The organism is Fictibacillus tiangongensis, from assembly GCF_048083785.1.
In the GTDB taxonomy this organism is placed as follows: domain Bacteria; phylum Bacillota; class Bacilli; order Bacillales; family Fictibacillaceae; genus Fictibacillus.
Map to the genome: position 1 here is coordinate 861461 of NZ_CP182294.1, position 20821 is coordinate 882281.

Sequence of the window (20821 nt, forward strand, 5' to 3'; positions counted from 1 at the left end):
AAAATAGATATGATATACATGAATGAGTCTAGATGTATTTTGCTATAATTGGTAATAAAAAGAAAGGGGGGAGACGGAATGAAACCAACTGAAGAGCATAAAGATAAGGGCGAAACTCAAGTTCATTATGAAACGCCTGAGCAAAAAGTTCAAAACACACATTCTGTTCAACTATGGCGAGAGTATTTTTTAGAACGGTTTGAAACATTCGAGAGACGCAAGCTGCAAACCGTCTCCTTTCGAGATCTCGCAGACGGAAAAGATACGAGTTATACATTTGTTCATATTTACCGAGATTATTACCCTGCGCTCTTAAATGCAGGACAATTCTTTGATGAAGATATTGCGTTGTTATACAAATATCACGTACAGATTGAAACGCTGCTCCGATTATTTTCTTTTGAAGCTCAATATGGTGTGGCTACATATATGCAATCGAACTTTGATGCTACCGTTGAGAAACTATGTGATCAAATGTATATTTCATTAAAACAGATCGACAGCAAAAAACTACTAAATGAGAATAAAAAACTTGTGGAAGAAAGTTTAAGAAACTTTCAGAGTTTATATGAGATTCCACCCAGGTGGGGACATCTTCTATTTTATCTATTCCAGATCAGCTGGTCGTTACTTTATATTGAACAAGCTTGGGTGTCTAAATATGAAAAGCAGCTTTTAGAAGAAAAAGAGAGTGGCAAAACATCTCAAATGCTCGAACTCGCTCTTGTTCATTTTGCCTTTGCATGTGGGAATGAAGAACTTGCTTTCAAACGATTAACTCAGTGTGAGAAAAAAGTAGACATGGTTCATTATCTGGTTTGGATGAAGTTATTGGTAGACAAACAAGAATGGGATCGCCTCTTGTTATGGCTGCTCGATCTTAAGCCATATTTCTTAGAAGGTGTTGGTACGTACTATTATCATTCCGATTCTCGAGAGTTTTTTCATGAATACTTAAGCTATTTTTGGAAGTACGCTCAACACACAGGTGATGAGGATCAGTATGAAGAGATGCTGATCGAATTTTTACCTATCACGTTCTACGAGTATGGTGAGTATTTGATGGTGATCGGTGAGCATGAGAGATGGGTGGAACTGCAAGTGATCATGGGCTACTCACCAGAGTTGATTCAAAGAAAGGATCTAAAAGAGGTCGTGTCTTTTCAAAAAGAATCTGCTTTGCCGATCTATCATCAAGCTATCGATAGGCTTATTAATGAGAGGACAAGAAAATCTTATCAATCCGCCATTAAGCATTTAAAAACGCTTCGCACTTTATATTTTGATCTTGGAGAAGAAGAACGTTTTTCACAGTATATCAATCAGATTGCTACAGTTTATGGGCGGCTTAGAGCCTTTCAGGAAGAGCTTAGGAAAGGAAAGTTTATTTCATGATCGATACAAGCAATCTTTTGCTACACGCGAAATGGCTTCATGGCAACATGGTTTTATGGGCCACAAAACATTCGAAAAGAGTGCATGTAAACGACTGGAAACCTCTTTTATTTACATGGCATAAGCCTTCATTTTACGGGACGTTGCTAGATGTTGATGATGATCAGAATGTTTATTTGGGTGCTGGGGAAGCATTCGATCTTTTTAATCGTTATCCCGACTTTTTTCTGGCGGAAAATAATTGGGAAGAAGATTCCTTGGCTTTTGTAAGAGAGGCTAACGATGTCTTTCGTTTGATGCAAAAAGATAAGGTTACTCCTGATTACGAGGCATGGAAAACAGGGGTGTGGGCATGGAGAACGGATGGAGAAAGAATTGAATCGGCCTGGTTGAATGAAGCTCTCTCTACATTGCCACATGACGGAAGTACTTACTTGCCTTCAAACTTTAACAGAGATCGTATGAAGGGGGTACCTCGACAGATTATATCCGCCTTAAATCACTTGAATGAAGAGGAATGGCTGATTAAGATTGGCTGGAGAAAAGATCCGAAGCCCTTTGATATCATTTTTGAACTGTCTGAACCTGCTAATGATGCTGAAGGTAGTGATGATATATGGAAGCTGAACGTCATTCTTCAAGAAAAAGATGATGGAATAGCGGTACCTTATCTCGGAAAGAGCACACTTCTCCCAGAGGAATGGAAACCTTTTAAAGAGATGTTAGAATCGGATATAGAGCTCGTAACAAAATTAATCTCATGGTTAAAACCAAATACACGTAAAGAAATCCGTAATGAGATAACCGAAAAAGAGGCTTGGGATTTTCTGACACTAAAAAGCGATCTGTTAAGACAGATTGGACTTACCGTTGTCCTTCCAGCATGGTGGCAAACCGTTCAAGAACTTCAACCGAAAGTAAAAGCAAAGATTAAAACAAAATCGCAACAATCTGGCGGTGCACCGTCTTTCCTTGGATTAAATGCAATCATGCAATTTGATTGGCGAATGTCAACGGGGGACGAAGAGCTTACGGAAGAAGAGTTTCGAAAACTCGTTGATGGCAGCAGAAGACTCGTTCGAAGAAACGGTCAATGGTACAGAGTCGATCCTGAGTGGATGAAACAAGTACGGCATCTTATTAAAAACGTGGATCGTACAGGCATACAGCTAAAAGATGTGTTAGAACAACATCTGCTAAACATGGAAACCAACCCTGCTGAAGATCTTGAAGGAATAGAGTCAGAAGGACCGATGCTTGACATTGAGTGGGATGAACCATTGAACGCATGGATGGATCAGCTTACAGAGATCAAGACACTACCCATTCAGCCAAAAGCTGAAAACTTGATCGGAACGTTAAGAGACTATCAAAAGACAGGAAGTTCATGGATGTACTTTCTCCGGGAATTCGGTCTTGGTGGTTGTTTAGCAGATGATATGGGGCTAGGGAAAACCGTGCAGACCATTGACTATTTCTTAAAAGTGAAAGAAAAAGAAAAGCACGAAGGTACTTTTTTACTCGTATGTCCTACTTCTGTAATCGGAAACTGGCAAAAGGAGCTTCAAAACTTTTCACCGTCTTTATCAGTAGGTCTTCATTACGGAGGGAACCGAAAAAAAGGAGATCAATTTACTGAGTGGTACAAAAAATTCGATGTTGTTATCACATCGTATACGACATGCCAGCTTGATTTTAATGAGATGAGTGAAACGTTTTGGGAAGCGATCGTACTCGATGAGGCACAGAACATCAAGAACAGTTATACAAAACAATCAAGAAGTATCCGCAGGCTGAACGGACGTCACAAGATTGCGTTAACGGGGACTCCTGTAGAAAACAGGCTTCTTGAGCTATGGGCGATCTTCGACTTTTTAAACCCAGGATATTTAGGGAGCGAACCATCGTTTCAGAAAAAATTTGTAGTACCAGTTGAGAAAGACAATGATACGTTGCGTTTACAGCAGTTAAAACAGCTTGTTCAACCATTCCTGCTGCGAAGAACGAAGATGGATCCAGCGGTACAGCTTAATCTGCCTGAGAAACAAGAGATCAAAGAATACTGTCCATTATCAAAAGAACAAGCTTCTCTGTACGAAAGACTTGTTCAAGATACGTTTGAGCAGTTAGAAAAAGTTACAGGGATGCAAAGACGTGGATTATTACTTGCGATGTTAGGCAAATTAAAGCAAATCTGCGATCATCCCGCTCTTTATACGAAGAATGATAAGCTAGGAAAACTCGAGGATCAGTCTGTTAAATTTGCAAAAACGATCGAATTGATCGATGCAATTCTTGAAAAAGATGAAAGGTGCTTGATCTTTACACAGTTTATCTTTATGGGGGAATTAATAAAGAAGTATGTGGAGAAAAAGTTCGGCCGGTCCGTTCTCTTTTTGCATGGCAGTCTGAGCAAGAATAAACGTGACCAGATGATTGAAAGTTTTCAAGAGGGAGAGCATCCGATCTTTATCTTATCTCTAAAAGCTGGCGGAACCGGTCTCAACTTAACCGAAGCCAATCACGTTATTCATTACGATCGATGGTGGAATCCAGCTGTTGAGAATCAAGCAACAGATCGTGCACATCGTATCGGACAAAAAAAATTCGTGACGGTGCACAAGATGATTACGCTTGGCACATTAGAAGAGAAGATTGATATGATGCTCGAGAGCAAAAAAGAACTTTCAGAAAAAGTAATTCAGAGTGAAAACTGGATCACGGAACTATCAACAGACGAATTAAAAGATCTATTTACGCTAAGAAAAGAGTGGGTAGAATCTTAGGAAAAGCACAGCGAGTGAGCTGTGTTTTTTTGTGTGTGCTTTTTGTAGGCTTGATTTTCGGTTGATTTAATTTATTTTATAAAAGCGTCTTTTTCACGAGTTTTTTGATAAACTTATACTATTATCCAAAAATTAGGGGGAGAACGATGCAGCTTGAATCGTATCTAGCTTGGGGTATGTCGGGTATTTTTCTTATATTATTAATCTTCATCTATAAGAAAAAAGCGGCTCATGAAGAATCTAACATTGGGTGGAAACTGATCGGTTACTTTTTGTTAGGTACGTTTACGTTTCGCATTGAATCATTGGTATTGCCTATCGGTATTGCTATTTTTTTACTCTTTTTTCTTCCTAAGCTTATCGTTAATAAAGATGCAAAAAAGTGGGCTGCTTCTCTTGGGGTGTTATCTTTTTTATCAAGCATCATTGTGAACCACTCAGTAACAGCTTTCTATGAAGAAGTGCTTCATGTTAAAGCAGCAACGAATGTGTATGAGATGAATTTTTATAATGAGTATGAGAAGGTAAAGAAAGCGCTACATGCAGAGGGAGAGCTTGCTATAAACAATCTGGAGATCAACTTTAATAGCGATGGAGAAGTTCGGCAGTTTAACTATGAAACTTCTTATTATAGAGATGGTCGAGATATGAATGCATGGATCTCGTTGCATGATGGGAATTATCAAATAAGTACACATGTTATGGATGAAGAGCTTGACATGGTAAATCGCGCAAACTTTATTTCTTCTCCTAGCATTTATTTTAAAGCTCTCGATCTGCATGGCTTAAAAAATATGGTGCCAAAGGGTGATTCCTATTACGTGAGTTTTACGAACTCTGATGCAATTCAGCTTGATAAGAACAGCTCTCTATGGATTATAGAGAGATCAGGTATTACTGAAAAGACCGCAGTAGCTGTAACTGCTGAAGACAATTCTGAAACCGAGGAAGAAACGGAATTTCAAGCCTATCATATTAGCATCAATACGATGAATGCGATGGGAGCCGAAGCCTATCAGTCAGATCAAGTCCGTTATTTCATCATTTCCCCCGAACTTTTTAACTAAATAGAGGAGGTCATATATGTATTTACCGTCATTTTCACTTAAAGGCAAAACAGCTCTCGTAACGGGTGCTGGAAGAGGGATCGGACAAGCGATCGCGATTGGATATGCAGAAGCCGGAGCGGATGTGATCATTGTATCTAGAACACAATCTGATCTCGAAAAGACAGCACAGTTGATCGAAAGTGCAGGAACAAAGGCGTATCTTTTTGAAGCGGACGTTACGAACAAGGAACAGGTAAAAGGAATCTTTAAAACACTAGATTCAGAGCAGGTTGGGGTCGATATACTTGTGAACAATGCTGGAATGAATATCCGTTCAAAAGCTTTAGACGTATCTGATGAAGAATGGGATACGATTATGCACACGAACCTTCGTTCAGCTTTTTGGTTCTCACAGCAAGCTGGTCAACGAATGAAGCAAGCTGGAGGAGGAAAGATCATTACCATTTCTTCTGTTGCTGGACATGTTGCTCTCCGAACAGGCGTAGTCTATGCCTCTACTAAAGCTGCGATCATACAGATGACAAAGAACTTAGCTCTTGAATGGGGACAGTACGGCATAAATGTGAACAGCATCGGACCGTGGTATTTTAAGACACCCTTAACAGAAAAACTTTTAGCCGACGAGATATATCTACAAGATATACTCGCTGTTACTCCGCAGAAGAGAGTAGGAGAACTACCTGACCTTGTGGGACCAGCAGTATTTTTAGCAAGTGAAGCCGCTGATTATGTGAACGGCCAAACGCTATTTGTTGATGGTGGAATGACGATTCAAGGGTTCTGATTAGAAAACGAATTATTAAACTATATAAATATTTTTCGGAATTTTATATCTTTCTGTATGAAACCTATTTTTTTCGTTAATAATGTTGCTACACAAGCAGTTCATTCAATGTTTGAAGGGAGCAACTTATAATGAAAAAGATGGATTTAGTAGATGCCGTTCGAAATGCAACGAGTATGAACAAAAAGGAATCAGCGCTTGCCGTTGATGCAGTGCTAGATGCGATTACAGATGCTTTGAAAAACGGTGAGAGCGTGCAGCTTATCGGTTTCGGAACATTTGAGACAAGAAACCGTAACGCAAGAAAAGGGCGTAATCCTCTTACTGGTGAAGAGATCATGATCCAAGCTAGCAACGTACCAGCTTTCAAGCCAGGTAAATCGCTAAAAGAAGCGGTAAAAGCCGTTTAATCGTCAGCAGATACGAAAGACGCTTTCCTCGAGGAAAGCGTCTTTTTGTCATATTTAGGCGAAAAATAAACGAATTTGACGTGCGAAATCCTCAAAAAAATAAAGGAAAATTGACCCTTTTATTTAATCTATAGACGTTAAGAAAGTTTTAGTAAAAAAGGGTGGATAGAATGAAAGTATTAAGTCAGGACGAATTACCTGCAGTTGCCACTTTAAAAGAAATGATCGATGTCCTTCCCGAATTTGTTTGTTTAAGGTATCCGGATGGAACTTGGGCAGAAGCGAACCGGTTCGCTCTAAATATTTATGGAATCAACCACGATGAATATAAAGGAAAAAGTCTTGAGGAACTCAAGACAAGACTTTCATACGAAGCAATTGAACGATGCAGCCTTTCCGATAAGAGAGCTTGGGAAACAAGAAAACCGATAAAAACAGCTGAAAGGATTATGATGAAGAGCGGTCGTAAAGTGATGCTAGAGCTCATCAAGCAGCCTACCTTTACGAGTGATGGTAAACCGCAAGTGTTGGTTATCACAGGACGTGATATTACACCTCATAAACAGAAGGAAGAAGAGCTGAGTGTGGCTCTTGATCTTTTAGAGTCAGTTTTAAAAGGAACAACAGATGCCATTCTCATTATTAACACAAGGCAAGAGGTCATCAAGGTGAACGATGCATTCATTCAGATGTTTGGCTGGGCTGAAGAGGATTTCTCGGAGGATAATGACGACTATCCTGTTATTACACCAGCACACCTGCAAAGTGAATCGAAGGAAATCATTGACTTATTGAAACAAGGACAATCCGTTCCGCTTCATGAAACACAACGTATACACAAAGACGGAACCGTTTTTGACGTATCTGCATCTTTTTCAAACATATGTGACATGGACGGTAAAATTATGGGGTTCGTAATTGTATACCGTGATATTACTTCTCAGAAAAAAGTAGAGCGTGCTCTACGTGAAAGTGAGGCGAAATATCGTTTGATCGCAGAACATTCTACAGATCTTATTACTGTGATTGATCCATCTGGCATTATTCAATATGTATCTCCTTCACACTTACCTGTACTTGGCTATGAAGACGGTGAGATTAAAGGGGCTATCCTGGAAATGGTCCATCCTGATGATTTACAGAGCCTTTCTGATCTTTTCATGAGAGCTCTTGTGAAAAAAGAACCGTTTCAGACAGAGTTCAGGCTGGTTCATAAAAGTGGTGATTGGATTTTACTAGAGGCCCGCGGTGTTCCGGTTATGACGAAAGACGGTCATGTGGAGAGCTTAGTTACCTTTGCTAGAGATGTAACGAAAGCAAAGCAGACAGAAGAACTCATGTTAAAATCAGAGAAGCTCTCTGTTCTCGGTGAGCTAGCTGCAGGAGTCGCACACGAAATTCGTAATCCGTTAACTTCACTTAAAGGATTTACGAAACTTTTGTCAGATGCAGACGATGTGATTCGGTTAGAATATTTAAGAATCATGGAGTCAGAACTCAATCGGATCAACGACATCGTCGGTGAGCTCATGCTTGTTGCTAAACCGCAGGCGGTTAGCTTCGAACATACGAATATCCAAGAATTGATCTATAGTGTTGTAAGGTTGCTAGAAACGCAAGCGATCATGAAAAACATACAGATCTGGGTAAATATTTCAGATAACATACCGCTTGTATATGGTGTAGAGAATCAGCTTAAACAGCTTTTCATCAATCTATTGAAGAACGCGATCGAAAGTATGGATAAAGACGGAGAAATTCATATTAAGATTGGCACTCGAAACGATTCTGTCCTTCTCGAGTTGAAAGATCAGGGATGTGGTATTCCTGCAGAACGTTTAAAAACCCTAGGAGAACCCTTCTATACAACAAAGGAAAAGGGCACGGGCTTAGGATTGATGGTGTGTTTTAAGATCATGGAAGAGCATGGTGGAGCTATTCAGTTTTCTTCGGTTGAGAACGAAGGGACGAAGGTAGAAATCGAACTTCCAACTGCACCGTCTTCATCAAAATAAGGTTTAATGTATGAAGAATCCGACCACACTGTTCATAAGGGAGTGTGGGAGAGTTGAATAAATACCGTATCTTTTTTGTGTATCGAGTAAAGGATTTAAATTATATTCACGTTCATGGGATGAACATGGAAAATAAGAAGTTATTCACAGTATTAATCTCATCCCCAAACGATGAGATGAACCTAGCCCATCATCATAGTGAACTTCCTAATGAACTATTGTCATTGTTGGAATCGGAGAGCAAACGAATTAATTCTGGGCTCTATGATCTTGCTCATTGGGAACCATATACGTACAGCTGAAACTCCTTTCATTTTTGTTGAAAGGAGTTTTTTTGTGTAAAATGTTCCTAAAAGGATAAAAAGGAGATTCTCTTTATTATGACACAAGACGAAATTGTGGACTTGTTAACAGGCAAGATCAAGCTTGTTCGAACAGAACTTGGATATACACAAGACAAGATGGCCGATATATTAGGAATTTCAAAGAAAACGTTAGTGCAGATCGAAAAAGAAAGAATCAAAGCGAGCTGGACTGTAATCGTTGCTATGTGTGCATTGTTTCGAAACTCAGACATTCTTAACCATGCATTAGGTGGAAATCCACTTGATGTTATGGAGCTGGTCGTTCATGAGTATGTAGCGATACCGAAAGAAAAAACCTGGGGTGGACATGTCTGGTGGAAAGAAGTGGATTCACGTAAAGGCTATCGGCTTCAGCAGAATGTAATCAGTCAGCACTTCCGAATTCTTGATCAAAAGGATTATCGAGTGTATAGTTCCTTTGAAGAAAATGAAGCAAGAAAGAGGTTGAAAGAAATATAGTAAATTAACTGTTTCATAAAATGTTTAATGTGCTGTTACATGAAATTTACGTTGTGCTGTTACTTTCAAGATGCAAGTTATTTTGAAGGGAGAGTAAAACATGAATTGGAGAATGAAGCTAACAGCACTTGTTATCTCAGGTGCTTTAACGATACCTGCTGGACAAGCACATGCCATCTTGTCTGGTTTAGACAAACAAGATGGTGGGATTGGAAACACTGAAAACTATTTGGATAAGGTGCCTAATTTAGCACTAGATCCAAAAGTAGAAAATATTATTTATCCACTTATGTCAACTCCGGCAATCAAAAAGAACGGATCTGATCTGACGATTAAGGTGGATACAAAAGATAAAGTACCTGCAGGATGGGAAGTTTCTTTAAATCCAACGGAAGCAGCGAATATTGATGGAACATTTACTCTTCCTGTAAAAGATGTGCAAAAAGGATCTTCTTATTGGAAGGACAGCTCTTCTATTTATGAAGTTACGGTACAAATTCCTGACGAGGTTCCAGAAGAATTATTTGATCTACGAGTTTCTTATACAGGTAATGGAACACGTATTACAGATGATGAACCAAACTCGGTTAAGGTAGTTAAAGAGTTCAAGAAAAAATTTAAGTTTATGCACCTAACGGATATTCATGTTGGCTCTCCACGTAATATTGCAGATCCTGCTAATATTACTGAAGCTGGATTGTGGCACCCAGATCGAACGAAACGTTGGTTATATCTCCAAAAAACGATTAAACAAGTGAATTTGTTAAAACCAGATTTTGTAGTGATGACTGGTGATTTAATGTATGGTCAGATGAATCCGAAAGAATACATCTATGAATATGAAGAAACATACCGCATGCTAAAGCAGTTTGATGTTCCTGTGTATATCGTCCCAGGGAACCATGATTATTATGCACAAGATGCTACACTAACGGATGGTGCTAAGTATTGGGAACAATATTTCGGTCCTCAATATTTCTCATTTGATTATGGACCATACGCTCACATGATCGGATACAACTCTTTTGATTGGCACAAGTTTGATAGACAAGGCCACGGATCCGTATCTGTTCCTACTTGGGGCGGACAGATACGTGATGAGCAGATGGAGTGGATTAAAAAAGATTTAGCAGATAATAAAACCAGTGCACAACCTGAGCAAGTAAGAGGATTATTTTCTCACCATAATCCGTTATGGCGTGATCGTGACATATGGCCGTCAACAGATCCGCATGTAAACGAGTATTGGGAAGAATATGATGCTAAGCATGATCCGCAGCATTTAACAACGCTCATAAAAGGTGAGGCGCTCGGTATTAAATACGATCAGCAATGGCATGGTGAAGGGTCTCATGAACTGATTGATGTAATGAAGCAGAACAACGTTAATTTATCTTTGCATGGACATACACACATCGATAACATTACAGAGCAAGACGGTATTTTGTATTCCACGACTGCTTCTATTGAATTATCAGCTAAACCATGGGTTGGCTATCGGTTGTTTGAGAAGAATGCAGCTGATAATAAATTCAATTCATACGTATATGAAGGTCCAGATAAATCCATGCCAGTATATCAAAATGGGAATACGTCAGCTGGAGTTGTTTCATTTGAAAATAAGTTTCAACTGCCGAACGATGGATCTCAAGTTATCCAAACAGCTACAGTTACGAATCGTTTAAATAAATCTTTGACTGTTAATATCCCATTCTATATGAAACAAGGCAGCTACACGCCTTCTGTTGGTAATGTAGTGGAAACACAATTATATGGTTCGAAACAGTTTGTAGAGGTGCAGGTAACCATTCCGCCGAATACGATAGAGAATGTAGAATTAAAAAGATAAGTAAGAAAAAAGCCTGAGTATTTTCTGCTCAGGCTTTTTTTATTGTTGGTACATAAACTCGAGAAACACTAAAAATGAATAGTAGATTTATTATCATTTTTGAGACTAAAACATTTGAAATTCTTAACCGATAAACATAGAGAGAACTCATGACTATTGTTTAATGAAGAAATACCTAGAAAAGGAGCAAGTGAGATGTCACTTAGCACTCAAACTTTAAAGATTGTTGTCATAACAGCTGGTGTTGAACAATATGGCCTTCCGATCGAACATGTCGCTTCGATCGAACGCGTTCTGGACATAACACCGATGCCAGAGATGCATTCAGACGTATTGGGAATCATTCATTTAAGAGGGAACGTTATTCCGATCATTGATTTTGGACAGCTGATCGGTAAAGGAAAGACCGAGATCACAGATCAGACTAGAATTGTTATTTTACAGAATGAGGAAAATTTCTTAGGGCTTCTAACGGAAGCGGCAACCGATGTTATGGATATCGAAGCAGATTCCATACAATCACCAGGAAGTTTTCGTTCAAAAGAGGATTCGTTAATAAAAGGTGTTTCTAAGCAGGATGATCACCTGATCATTGTGCTGAATTGTCCGGTTCTTTTTAGCAACAGAAATTTATAAGAGGTGACGTATGAAACTAACGTTAAGAAAAAAGCTGGTAGGTTCTTTTTTAACAATTGCCGTTCTGTTTGCTGCAACCTGTGGTGTTTTCTTTTACTTTTTAAAAGACATGCAGCATACATACAGTGAACTATTAGACAGAAGAACGGTAATCTATAACAATGCGAAAGAGATTGAACTTCAAGCGACTGTTCAAAACAATAGTGTCAGGGAATACTTGCTCGAGCAATCGAACGAAAGCAAACAAAAGTTGACCGGCGCGAACGAAAGGATTAATACACTTGTAAATGAAACGATGAAACTCGTTAAAGTAAAGGCAGATAAAGATAGGCTGGAGAAAATTTATTATTTGAACAATGATTACAAAACAGAATCAGACCGTGTGCTGCAAAACTCAATGAGTAACATGGAAGCAGCAAATGAATATGCAAAAAGCACTCTTTTTCCATTAGGCAGAGACATGCGAGCTGTAACAGAAGAGATGGGCAAGAGACAAGCAAATCTAATGGCTGAAGGAAGAGTCGTCGTTGCGGACGAAGAGAAGTTCGTTTTCTCTCTCATCACGATCTTAGGAATCGTTATTGTAGTGGCTGCACTTGCAATCGGTTACACGATCTCGCTTATGATCTCTAGACCTGTTGTGAGAATGTCCAATATGCTTAATGACATCGCAGATGGTGACCTGACAATGGATCCGATCTCTGTAAAAAATAATGATGAGATTGGTATGCTCGCAGATGGCATCAACCATATGGGTACAAACCTTGCTGCTTTAATCAGACAAGTCAGAGCTACTGCTGAACAAGTAGCAGCATCATCTGAAGAATTAACGGCTTCAGCTGAACAAACGAGTATGGCAACAGAACAGATCGCGACAACGATAGGTGAAGTGGCAGGAGGATCTCAAGAACAAGTACGTACGGTAGATGATATCGTAGAAGCCATGAACCAGCTTTCTGCCGGCATCCAACAGATCGCAGTTAGTATGCAGAACATGTCTGAAGCATCCGCTCGTTCTATGCAGGTAGCAGAAGGCGGAAATGAGACCATACAAAAGACGATCGGCCAGATGGATGCGATTCACACTTCTATGGACAGCACCTCTAGAGTCGTAAAGGATCTTGGTGAACAGTCTCAAGAAATTACGAATATCGTTGACGTGATTACGGATATAGCCGGTCAGACAAATCTTTTAGCACTGAATGCGGCAATCGAAGCAGCTCGTGCAGGAGAACAAGGCAGAGGATTTGCAGTAGTTGCTGATGAAGTACGAAAATTAGCAGAGCAATCATCAGCATCTGCGTCCCAGATCGGTCAACTGATCACTAGCATACAGGAACTAACTGAAAAAGCCGTTACCGCAATTAAGGACGGTGCGATAGAAGTAAATGGCGGTAGGGAACTGGTCTATCAATCAGGAGAAGCATTCAAAAGTCTGTACGATACCGTTGCTGAGGTTTCTGGACAAGTTAGCGATATCTCAGCTGCTACAGAGCAGATGACAGCGAGTACCGAACATGTTGTTGGCTCGATCGACGTGATCTCATCGATGGCAGAAACAGCAGCTTCGTCCACGCAAGAAGTTTCTGCTTCTGCAGAAGAACAGCTAGCAAGCATGGAGGAGATCTCATCTTCATCAAACGCACTTTCACAGCTAGCAGAAGAGATGAATGAAGCGATTAATAAATTTAAAGTGTAAATATGAAGCGAAGTGGAAGCCAGCCACCAGTTTAAATGGGTGGCTTTTTTGTTTGCGACAGAGGAGAATTCCCTGTGACCGAGCATAAATCTGGTGGACCGAGCATAAATTTCGTGGACCGAGCATAAAACCCCGGGACCGAGCATAAATTTCGTGGACCGAGCATAAAACCCCGGGACCGAGCATAAAACCCCGGGACCGAGCATAAATCTCAGGGACCGAGCATAAAACTCGTGAACCGAGCATAAAACCATTTAAACGCACTAAAATAAAATTTTTGAAAGAAACATAAACATCATCAGCTAAAAAAAGCTTGTCATTTAGGGGAAACCCCCAAATAGACAAGCTTCTATCATTATTCTTCTTTATAAAACCGATCGCCTGTTTCCGGATTATAATAAACGCGTTCCTTTTTTCCGGAAGCAGGGTCAATTGATATTTCATCTGTCCAAATATAGCCTGAAGGCACTTTTGTTTCACTTTTTTTGTATCGCTTATCAAAATACAACCATGAGATGATAGCTAAGGCGATTAAGAAAAGGATAGATATGACTTGCCAGCCGATTAGGATGCCTATGATGTTCATTGTTTTTCAATCACGACAACTGTTCCATAAGCGACGATCTCGCTCATGTTATTGCCCATCTCTCCGGAATCAAAGCGCATCATGATGATTGCGTTGCCACCCATTTCAGTAGCATTCTTTACCATCCGGTCAACTGCTTGCTTTCGCGCATCTTCAAGCATGCTCGTATATTCTTTGATCTCACCGCCCATGATTCCTCGTAATCCCGCCATGATGTCGCCGCCGATTCCACGAGCGCGTACAACGACTCCAAAAGCAGAACCTTTAACTTCCTTCACCTCATAGCCTTTTATGTTTTCAGTTGTAACAACGATCATGAAATAACGCCTCCTTGGTTTGTTTTAACTCTAATACGAATCATACAAGCTCTTCGTTCATTTCTATATTATGATCTTACCAGGGTTTAAAATGTCGTTTGGATCCAATTGTTTTTTTATTGCAAACATGATGGGAAGAGTATCGGCATGTTCCTTAGCCAAATATTTCGCTTTTCCGATTCCGACACCATGCTCTCCTGTACACGTGCCGCCTTTTTGAAGAGCATGATCAACTATACGTGCGTTGACCATATCTGCCTTTTCGCGCTCCATAGTAATCGAGCTATCGTACATCAGGATAGCGTGAAAATTACCATCACCTACATGACCGAGGACTGCCCCCGGTACACCTACCTCGTCCATCGTTTCTCTCGCGTGTACGATTGCTCCAGACAATTCGGAGAGTGGAAGACAGACATCGGTAAACATCATTGATTTTCCAGGATAGCCATGTTTAAATGCATAAGCTAAATGGTGTCTTGCTTCCCAAAGTTTAGCGCGGGCCTTAGAATCACGTTCCTCTGTCCACTCTAAACCTCCAAAGCTCTCGAGCAATTCCTTTGTGAGTGATGCTTCATATGTAACACTAGCTGGATTTCCTTGAAACTCTAAAAATAAGGTTGGAGCTTCTGTATACGAAGTATCACTATTTTGGTTCACTTGGATGATCGAGCGTTCATCAACCAGTTCCATCCTTGCGATACCAGTTCCAGAGCCAAGAACTGCACTTGCTGCTTCAACTGCCGTTTGAACAGATGGAAACGTGCATCTTGCTGCAAGTACTGCCTCAGGAATTCCGTATACTTTTAATGTGATTTCAGTAAATACCCCTAAAGTACCTTCTGAGCCTACAAACATAGAGGTCAAGTGATAGCCAGCTGATGATTTAGCAGCCATTCCACCGGTTTGAATAATTTGTCCATCCGCTAATACGACTTGAAGATTTCTTACTTGGTCGCGCATGATTCCATATTTTACGCTTGTTGTTCCACTTGCATTCGTAGCTGCCATTCCACCGATCGTAGCATCAGCTCCAGGGTCGACTGGAAAGAACAATCCGAATTTTTTTAGTGCTAGGTTAAGCTGAGTGCGTGTGACGCCAGGCTGTACTTTCACTAAAAAATCATCTGGACGAATCTCCAGCACTTCATTCATTTCTTGAAAGTTTAGTGTGATGCCACCTTTTACGGGTATACAGTGGCCTTCAAGACTAGAACCGGCTCCGTAAGGCACAACAGGAATTTTGTTTTCATTTGCGAATTTAAGTATAGAAGAAATTTCATCTGACGATATCGGGTATACAACTACATCAGGAGAAACAGGGTGGTGATAAGATTCATCGTGGCTATGCTGCCAGAGAACCGTTTCATTTTGTGTGGCACGTTTTTCAGAAGTTATTTTCTGCATTTCAAGCAAAAGATCTGACTTTGTCATTTCCAAAGAAACACACTCCTTCTACGTATAGATTCAATCTCTATTTTACATGAAGTAAGCTAAAATTCCTTTTTAAACATGAAATTACGTATATATGCCCAAACTAACAAGTGAGGTGAAGAACGATGATAAAATGTAGGATAAATAACTGGCATGTTATACTGATCATATTATGTATTTCGATAGTCGTTACAGGCTGTGGAAACAATGACAGCCAAAACCAATCCGAGGGGAGAGAGCAACCAGTGATAGGTGATGGTAAAAAAGATGATAAGAAACAACAAAGTCCTAAGGATGGCAAAGAAGAGCGATCTGGACAAGATGGTCAGAACGGTATCGTTGCAGGAAGTATTGAAAGTACGATTAATATTCAAGAGCAGCAGAATGCAAAAGGTATTCTATTTCGATATGAATTAAAGAATCAAACAGAAAAAGAGAAGGTTTTTCAATTTTCGTCTAGTCAAAAATTTGATTATGTGATCAAAGATAAGAATGGGAAAATCGTTTACCAGTACTCGAAAAATCATATGTTCATGCAGGTTCTTTCTTCATTAAAACTGAAACAAGCGGATGTTTTTAAACAGGACATTTTAGTGAATAATCTTGAACCAGGAGCATACACACTTGAAGTATGGTTGACGCCAACCGGAGAAACAGAAGATTACAGACAAAAAATCACTTTTAATTGGAACTGATTTGGGGAAGAGATGAGTTAAGAGCTCATCTCTTTTTGTTATTTTTAACAGTCAAACAAAATACTTGAAAGTCAAAAAAGGTCAAAGTATAATATGAATAAAGGTGAAAGGTCAAAGAAAGTCAAAGTCAAACTTTTAATAAGTAACCAAATCGCCTAAATCATAAAAGTTGCGAAGCGAAGGGCATACCGTTATAATCGCAATAATTTATACAACTTTTTTAAAAAACTTATAGGGGGTTACAAGTATGCGTTGTGAACAATGTGAAGTTAATCCTGCTACGATTCAAATGAGTATCTCTATGAATAAAGAAAAGAAACAATTTGTGCTCTGCTCTAATTGTTATCATAAAGTAAAACAAGAAATGACAACTGGGGGAGGAATGAATATGAATTTTTCTTCTTTCGATGATATATTTCAACAGATGATGAATGGTCAAGCATTTGCAGACCAAGCAAACGATCAACATCATCAACAAACTCAAAAAGGAAAACGTGGCGGCGGAGGCTTCTTAGATAAATTTGGCCGAAACTTAACAGATGCTGCAAAAGCAGGAATCATTGACCCTGTCATCGGACGTGATCAGGAAGTACGTCGTGTGATTGAAATCTTGAATCGTCGTACAAAAAATAACCCGGTATTAATCGGTGAGCCAGGTGTAGGGAAAACGGCGATAGCTGAAGGCTTAGCTACTAAGATCGTAGAAGGCAATGTACCGGCAAAACTTCTGAATAAAGAAGTCTATTTGTTAGATGTTGCTTCCCTCGTTGCAGACACTGGCGTGAGAGGTCAGTTTGAAGAAAGAATGAAACAACTGATTGCAGAACTTCAAAAACGGAAGAACGTCATTCTTTTTGTAGATGAGGTGCATCAGATCGTAGGAGCAGGGTCTGCTGAAGGTTCAATGGATGCAGGAAACATTTTAAAACCAGCACTGGCTCGTGGTGAACTTCAGATGGTTGGTGCTACAACACTTAAAGAATATCGCCAGATCGAGAAAGATGCAGCGCTTGAAAGACGCTTTCAGCCTGTAATCGTTAACGAACCAACGACGGATGAAGCGTTTGAGATCCTTAAGGGACTTGCTTCACGTTATGAAGACTATCACCAAGTTAAATTTACAGAAGAAGCTTTAAAAGCTTGTGTTACGTTATCACATCGGTATATTCAAGATCGTTTCTTGCCAGATAAAGCGATTGATCTTATGGATGAAGCAGGTTCAAAAAGCAACCTTCAACATATTACGATTGAGAAATCGTCCATTGAGGAGCGATTAGAAGAACTCGTTAAAGAAAAAGAGAAAGCTGCTGCAGATGAAAACTATGAACTTGCAGCTAAGCTTCGACAAGAAGAACTAGTGCTTGATGAGAAACTTAAAACACAAGAAGAAGATAAAAAGGCAGCGATTGTACAAGTAGAAGATATTCAGCATATCGTGGAACAGAAAACAGGAATTCCAGTTCGTAAACTGCAAAGTGATGAACAGTCTATGATGAAAGAGCTTGCTGCAAAGCTTTCAGCTCAAGTAATCGGACAAGATGAAGCGGTGGAAAAGGTAGCAAAAGCGATTCGCAGAAGCCGTGCAGGATTAAAGACAAAAAAACGTCCGATCGGTTCCTTCTTATTCGTAGGACCAACGGGTGTAGGAAAAACTGAATTAACCAAAACATTAGCTAAAGAGATCTTTGGTGATGAAGAAAGCATGATTCGTCTCGACATGAGTGAGTATATGGAAAAGCATGCTGTATCCAAGTTGATCGGATCACCTCCAGGGTATGTAGGACATGAAGAGGCAGGACAACTTACAGAACAGATCCGCCGTAAGCCATATAGCATACTTCTGCTCGATGAGATCGAAAAAGCTCATCCAGACGTACAGCACATGTTCCTTCAGATCATGGAAGATGGCAGATTAACAGACAGCCAAGGGCGTACAGTAAGTTTTAAAGATACTGTGATCATCATGACAAGTAACGCAGGTTCAGCTGTAAAACAAACTAAGAAACTTGGCTTTAATACAGAAGAGGTTGAAAAAGAGACACAGATTTTAGACTCTTTAGGCGGCTATTTCAAACCAGAATTTCTTAACCGTTTTGATAGCATCGTACAATTTCAGTCGTTAAAAGAAGAACACCTTGTGAAGATTGTGGATTTGATGCTACAAGAGCTTTCAGATCAACTTCAAGATCAAAATATTTCAATCACAATAACTTCAGCTGCAAAACAGAAGCTTGCAAAACTAGGTTATCACCCAGCATTTGGAGCGAGACCACTTCGTCGGATCATTCAAGAACATATCGAGGATAAAATTGCAGATGTTCTTTTAGATGACGAGAATGTAGAAAAGCTAGCAGTAAATGTTGCAGAGGGACAAATTGTTGTGAAAAAGGCGTAAGATTAGCTAAGGAAGTAAGAAGTAAAGTAGATAGAAAGTTAAAACTAAAAAACCTTGCTTGGAGAGTGTTTCTCCAGCAAGGTTTTTGTTTTACAATTCACAGATAGGGTATTTCTAGTTTTTAGATAAATTTATCCGAAAAAATAAGCCATGCATCTGCATGGCAGAATAATAAGAAACAAAACTCTCTGTCTTTATGAATCATCTTTGGAGCGGATAATGGTAAGAACAAGCATTGAAAAACCAATCATGAGTGACATCGCTTCAAATACTGTCATCCCCATCCCTCCTTACAAATTAGGAGTAAGACTCGTACAGAAACTAGAGAAGGAAAAGTATTGTATGATTACCATTTTATCCCGATTTATAAAATGAAACAAGAACCGGAAAGACTATTTCTATTAACTCTATTTAGGTCAATAGGATTATTTTACCAATATCATTTCAAGGCATAAAATGCATTTGTTTTTCATTTTTTTCGGGGTAGACCAAAAGGCCTATAAAATAATCAATTCCAACACATCTAAACAACAGGTGTAGCTAGGAACATCGTGAAAAGAAATATAAATAGGCACAAAACAAAGAGTAAGCATTTTCTTTTCATTCTTTTCATCCCCCTTGTGTATATCAATGTATAAAGAAATGATGTATTTCATGACTATTATTCAAGGAAAATTTTTAAGGAGGATTATTCATTGGACACATCATATGTTTGGTATGTAAGTTACGGATCGAATTTAATGGAGCACCGTTTTTTATGTTATATTCTTGGAGATCAGCCTGAAGGTTCTACTCAACGGGAAAGAGGCTGTAGAAATCCAGCTATGCCTCTTAAGAACGGTAAAGCTGTTTTGCCATATCCCCTTTATTTTGCAAGAGAGCGGACGAAATGGGGAGAGGGTGGAGTGGCTTTTATCGGACACGAAAGAAATGAAGCATACGAGACGTACGGCAGAAAATACTTGGTCACTGTCGAGCAATTCTTAGATGTTACAGCTCAAGAAAATAGCTGTGAAGAGATAGAGGCTGACTTAGAGGAAGTTATCGAAAAAGGTTACATTCATTTTGGTCAAGGCTGGTATAGCCGTATGGTGTATCTTGGTGAGGATCAAGGATATCCGATGGTTACGTTCACTTGCAACCTTGATATGCACGAACAGGATTTGAACCCTCCACCTGCAGCATATCTCATAACTATTGCAAAGGGACTTAGTCAGATAGGTCTATCTTGCGGTGAAGCGGTAAAATATTTTGCTCAAACTCCTGGGATTGCAGGCCGAATGAAGGATGATGAGATCGAAAGCATCATTAAAACGTATTTTTAGCATGACAAAAGCTAGATAACTTGTCCAACCACCGGCTAATTTACCGATTAAAGGGTTGAACATAGGCCTAGGGGTATACGTCTAATGGAACTTACGTGATCTGAAAATTGGTGAGATAATAAAGTCCCCTATACATATAGAGGTGCTTCCTATAGAGAAGCACCTCTTTTTTTTGAACTTTTTTAAAGGCTGTTAGCTTACTACGCAGTTTAACTTCGTTTCATGGCTGATCGCTTTCGGCAAAGCTGTGGGTGAACGAACATTCAAACATTCTCTATTTTTATTTGGCTCATCTGTCCACGCACACTAATATATACACTTATGCGTTCATTTTGATTTGTTTAATAGAGATGATTGCAGCAGAACAATTGAATTGGTCAGCGATCAGCTTTTTTACTTGTTCGTGGAGATTGGCTTTGCTGGGATAGATGTTAACAATCACGATGTTTCCTTCTGTAATCTTCTCCTCACCATGACTAAGTTGAAAATCCACTACAATTTTAGCCATCTTCTTTCTCCTTATCATTTATGTCATAAACTGCTTGTTGAGGTATTCGACATTTTTACGAAAATCCTGTCTTAATTTAGAGAAATTAGGCGA

19 protein-coding genes are annotated in these 20821 nt (G+C 39.5%); 14 read left to right on the plus strand and 5 right to left on the minus strand.

Annotated elements, in window-relative coordinates:
- Positions 1-78 precede the first annotated feature (78 nt).
- From ACNJYY_RS04775 to ACNJYY_RS04825, 11 genes are all read left to right on the plus strand, one after another.
- Complete coding sequence (locus ACNJYY_RS04775) at positions 79-1395, plus strand: hypothetical protein (protein ID WP_416730763.1); 1317 nt, start codon at positions 79-81, stop codon at positions 1393-1395.
- Positions 1392-4181: a DEAD/DEAH box helicase gene (locus ACNJYY_RS04780; protein ID WP_416730764.1), complete on the plus strand. Its 2790-nt coding sequence runs from the start codon at positions 1392-1394 to the stop codon at positions 4179-4181. The genes ACNJYY_RS04775 and ACNJYY_RS04780 overlap by 4 nt, the downstream gene beginning before the upstream one ends.
- 146 nt (positions 4182-4327) lie before the next feature.
- Complete coding sequence (locus ACNJYY_RS04785; protein ID WP_416730765.1) at positions 4328-5248, plus strand: hypothetical protein; 921 nt, start codon at positions 4328-4330, stop codon at positions 5246-5248.
- A 16-nt stretch (positions 5249-5264) separates the two neighbouring features.
- On the plus strand, positions 5265-6035 hold the full coding sequence (locus ACNJYY_RS04790; RefSeq protein ID WP_416730766.1) for an SDR family NAD(P)-dependent oxidoreductase: 771 nt from the start codon (positions 5265-5267) through the stop codon (positions 6033-6035).
- Positions 6036-6166: 131 nt separating this feature from the next.
- Positions 6167-6445 carry an HU family DNA-binding protein gene (locus tag ACNJYY_RS04795; RefSeq protein WP_066236049.1) on the plus strand — a complete coding sequence of 93 codons (279 nt, stop codon included), beginning with the start codon at positions 6167-6169 and terminating at the stop codon, positions 6443-6445.
- 170 nt (positions 6446-6615) lie between these two features.
- On the plus strand, positions 6616-8460 hold the full coding sequence (locus ACNJYY_RS04800; protein ID WP_416730767.1) for a PAS domain S-box protein: 1845 nt from the start codon (positions 6616-6618) through the stop codon (positions 8458-8460).
- Positions 8461-8513: 53 nt separating this feature from the next.
- Positions 8514-8762: a hypothetical protein gene (locus ACNJYY_RS04805; RefSeq protein WP_416730768.1), complete on the plus strand. Its 249-nt coding sequence runs from the start codon at positions 8514-8516 to the stop codon at positions 8760-8762.
- A 78-nt stretch (positions 8763-8840) separates the two neighbouring features.
- Entirely contained in the window at positions 8841-9284 is a 444-nt protein-coding gene (locus ACNJYY_RS04810; RefSeq protein ID WP_416730769.1) for a helix-turn-helix transcriptional regulator, read from the plus strand.
- Positions 9285-9384: 100 nt separating this feature from the next.
- The gene (locus tag ACNJYY_RS04815; RefSeq protein WP_416730770.1) at positions 9385-11133 is read left to right on the plus strand and encodes a metallophosphoesterase family protein; all 1749 of its coding nucleotides are present in this window, start codon (positions 9385-9387) and stop codon (positions 11131-11133) included.
- 195 nt (positions 11134-11328) lie between these two features.
- Positions 11329-11769, plus strand: a complete 441-nt coding sequence (locus ACNJYY_RS04820) for a chemotaxis protein CheW (protein ID WP_416730771.1) — start codon at positions 11329-11331, stop codon at positions 11767-11769.
- 10 nt (positions 11770-11779) lie between these two features.
- Positions 11780-13468 carry a methyl-accepting chemotaxis protein gene (locus ACNJYY_RS04825; RefSeq protein WP_416730772.1) on the plus strand — a complete coding sequence of 563 codons (1689 nt, stop codon included), beginning with the start codon at positions 11780-11782 and terminating at the stop codon, positions 13466-13468.
- A 355-nt stretch (positions 13469-13823) separates the two neighbouring features.
- On the opposite strand, the gene ACNJYY_RS04830 is transcribed toward ACNJYY_RS04825, so the two are convergent.
- The 3 genes from ACNJYY_RS04830 to ACNJYY_RS04840 form a co-directional block, all read right to left on the minus strand.
- Positions 13824-14054 (minus strand): hypothetical protein, encoded by a 231-nt coding sequence (locus tag ACNJYY_RS04830; protein ID WP_416730773.1) that lies wholly within the window; start codon positions 14052-14054, stop codon positions 13824-13826.
- Positions 14051-14371, minus strand: a complete 321-nt coding sequence (locus ACNJYY_RS04835; RefSeq protein ID WP_137790415.1) for a YbjQ family protein — start codon at positions 14369-14371, stop codon at positions 14051-14053. Before ACNJYY_RS04835 ends, ACNJYY_RS04830 begins: the two co-directional genes overlap by 4 nt.
- Before the next feature lie 63 nt (positions 14372-14434).
- Entirely contained in the window at positions 14435-15805 is a 1371-nt protein-coding gene (locus ACNJYY_RS04840) for an FAD-binding oxidoreductase (RefSeq protein WP_416731804.1), read from the minus strand.
- Positions 15806-16050: 245 nt separating this feature from the next.
- Here ACNJYY_RS04840 and ACNJYY_RS04845 point away from each other — a divergent pair, with 245 nt between their 5' ends.
- Positions 16051-16500 carry a BsuPI-related putative proteinase inhibitor gene (locus ACNJYY_RS04845; RefSeq protein WP_416730774.1) on the plus strand — a complete coding sequence of 150 codons (450 nt, stop codon included), beginning with the start codon at positions 16051-16053 and terminating at the stop codon, positions 16498-16500.
- Between the two features lie 247 nt (positions 16501-16747).
- Positions 16748-18895, plus strand: coding sequence for an AAA family ATPase (locus tag ACNJYY_RS04850; protein ID WP_416730775.1), 2148 nt, complete (start codon positions 16748-16750; stop codon positions 18893-18895).
- Positions 18896-19089: 194 nt separating this feature from the next.
- Here the strand turns inward: ACNJYY_RS04850 and ACNJYY_RS04855 are convergent, their stop codons facing one another.
- Positions 19090-19179, minus strand: coding sequence for a putative holin-like toxin (locus tag ACNJYY_RS04855; RefSeq protein WP_222122228.1), 90 nt, complete (start codon positions 19177-19179; stop codon positions 19090-19092).
- Between the two features lie 411 nt (positions 19180-19590).
- On the opposite strand from ACNJYY_RS04855, the gene ACNJYY_RS04860 reads away from it, so the two are divergent.
- Positions 19591-20220 carry a hypothetical protein gene (locus tag ACNJYY_RS04860; RefSeq protein ID WP_416730776.1) on the plus strand — a complete coding sequence of 210 codons (630 nt, stop codon included), beginning with the start codon at positions 19591-19593 and terminating at the stop codon, positions 20218-20220.
- A gap of 319 nt (positions 20221-20539) precedes the next feature.
- Here the strand turns inward: ACNJYY_RS04860 and ACNJYY_RS04865 are convergent, their stop codons facing one another.
- Positions 20540-20728, minus strand: a complete 189-nt coding sequence (locus ACNJYY_RS04865; protein ID WP_144702555.1) for a hypothetical protein — start codon at positions 20726-20728, stop codon at positions 20540-20542.
- Positions 20729-20821: the final 93 nt, after the last annotated feature.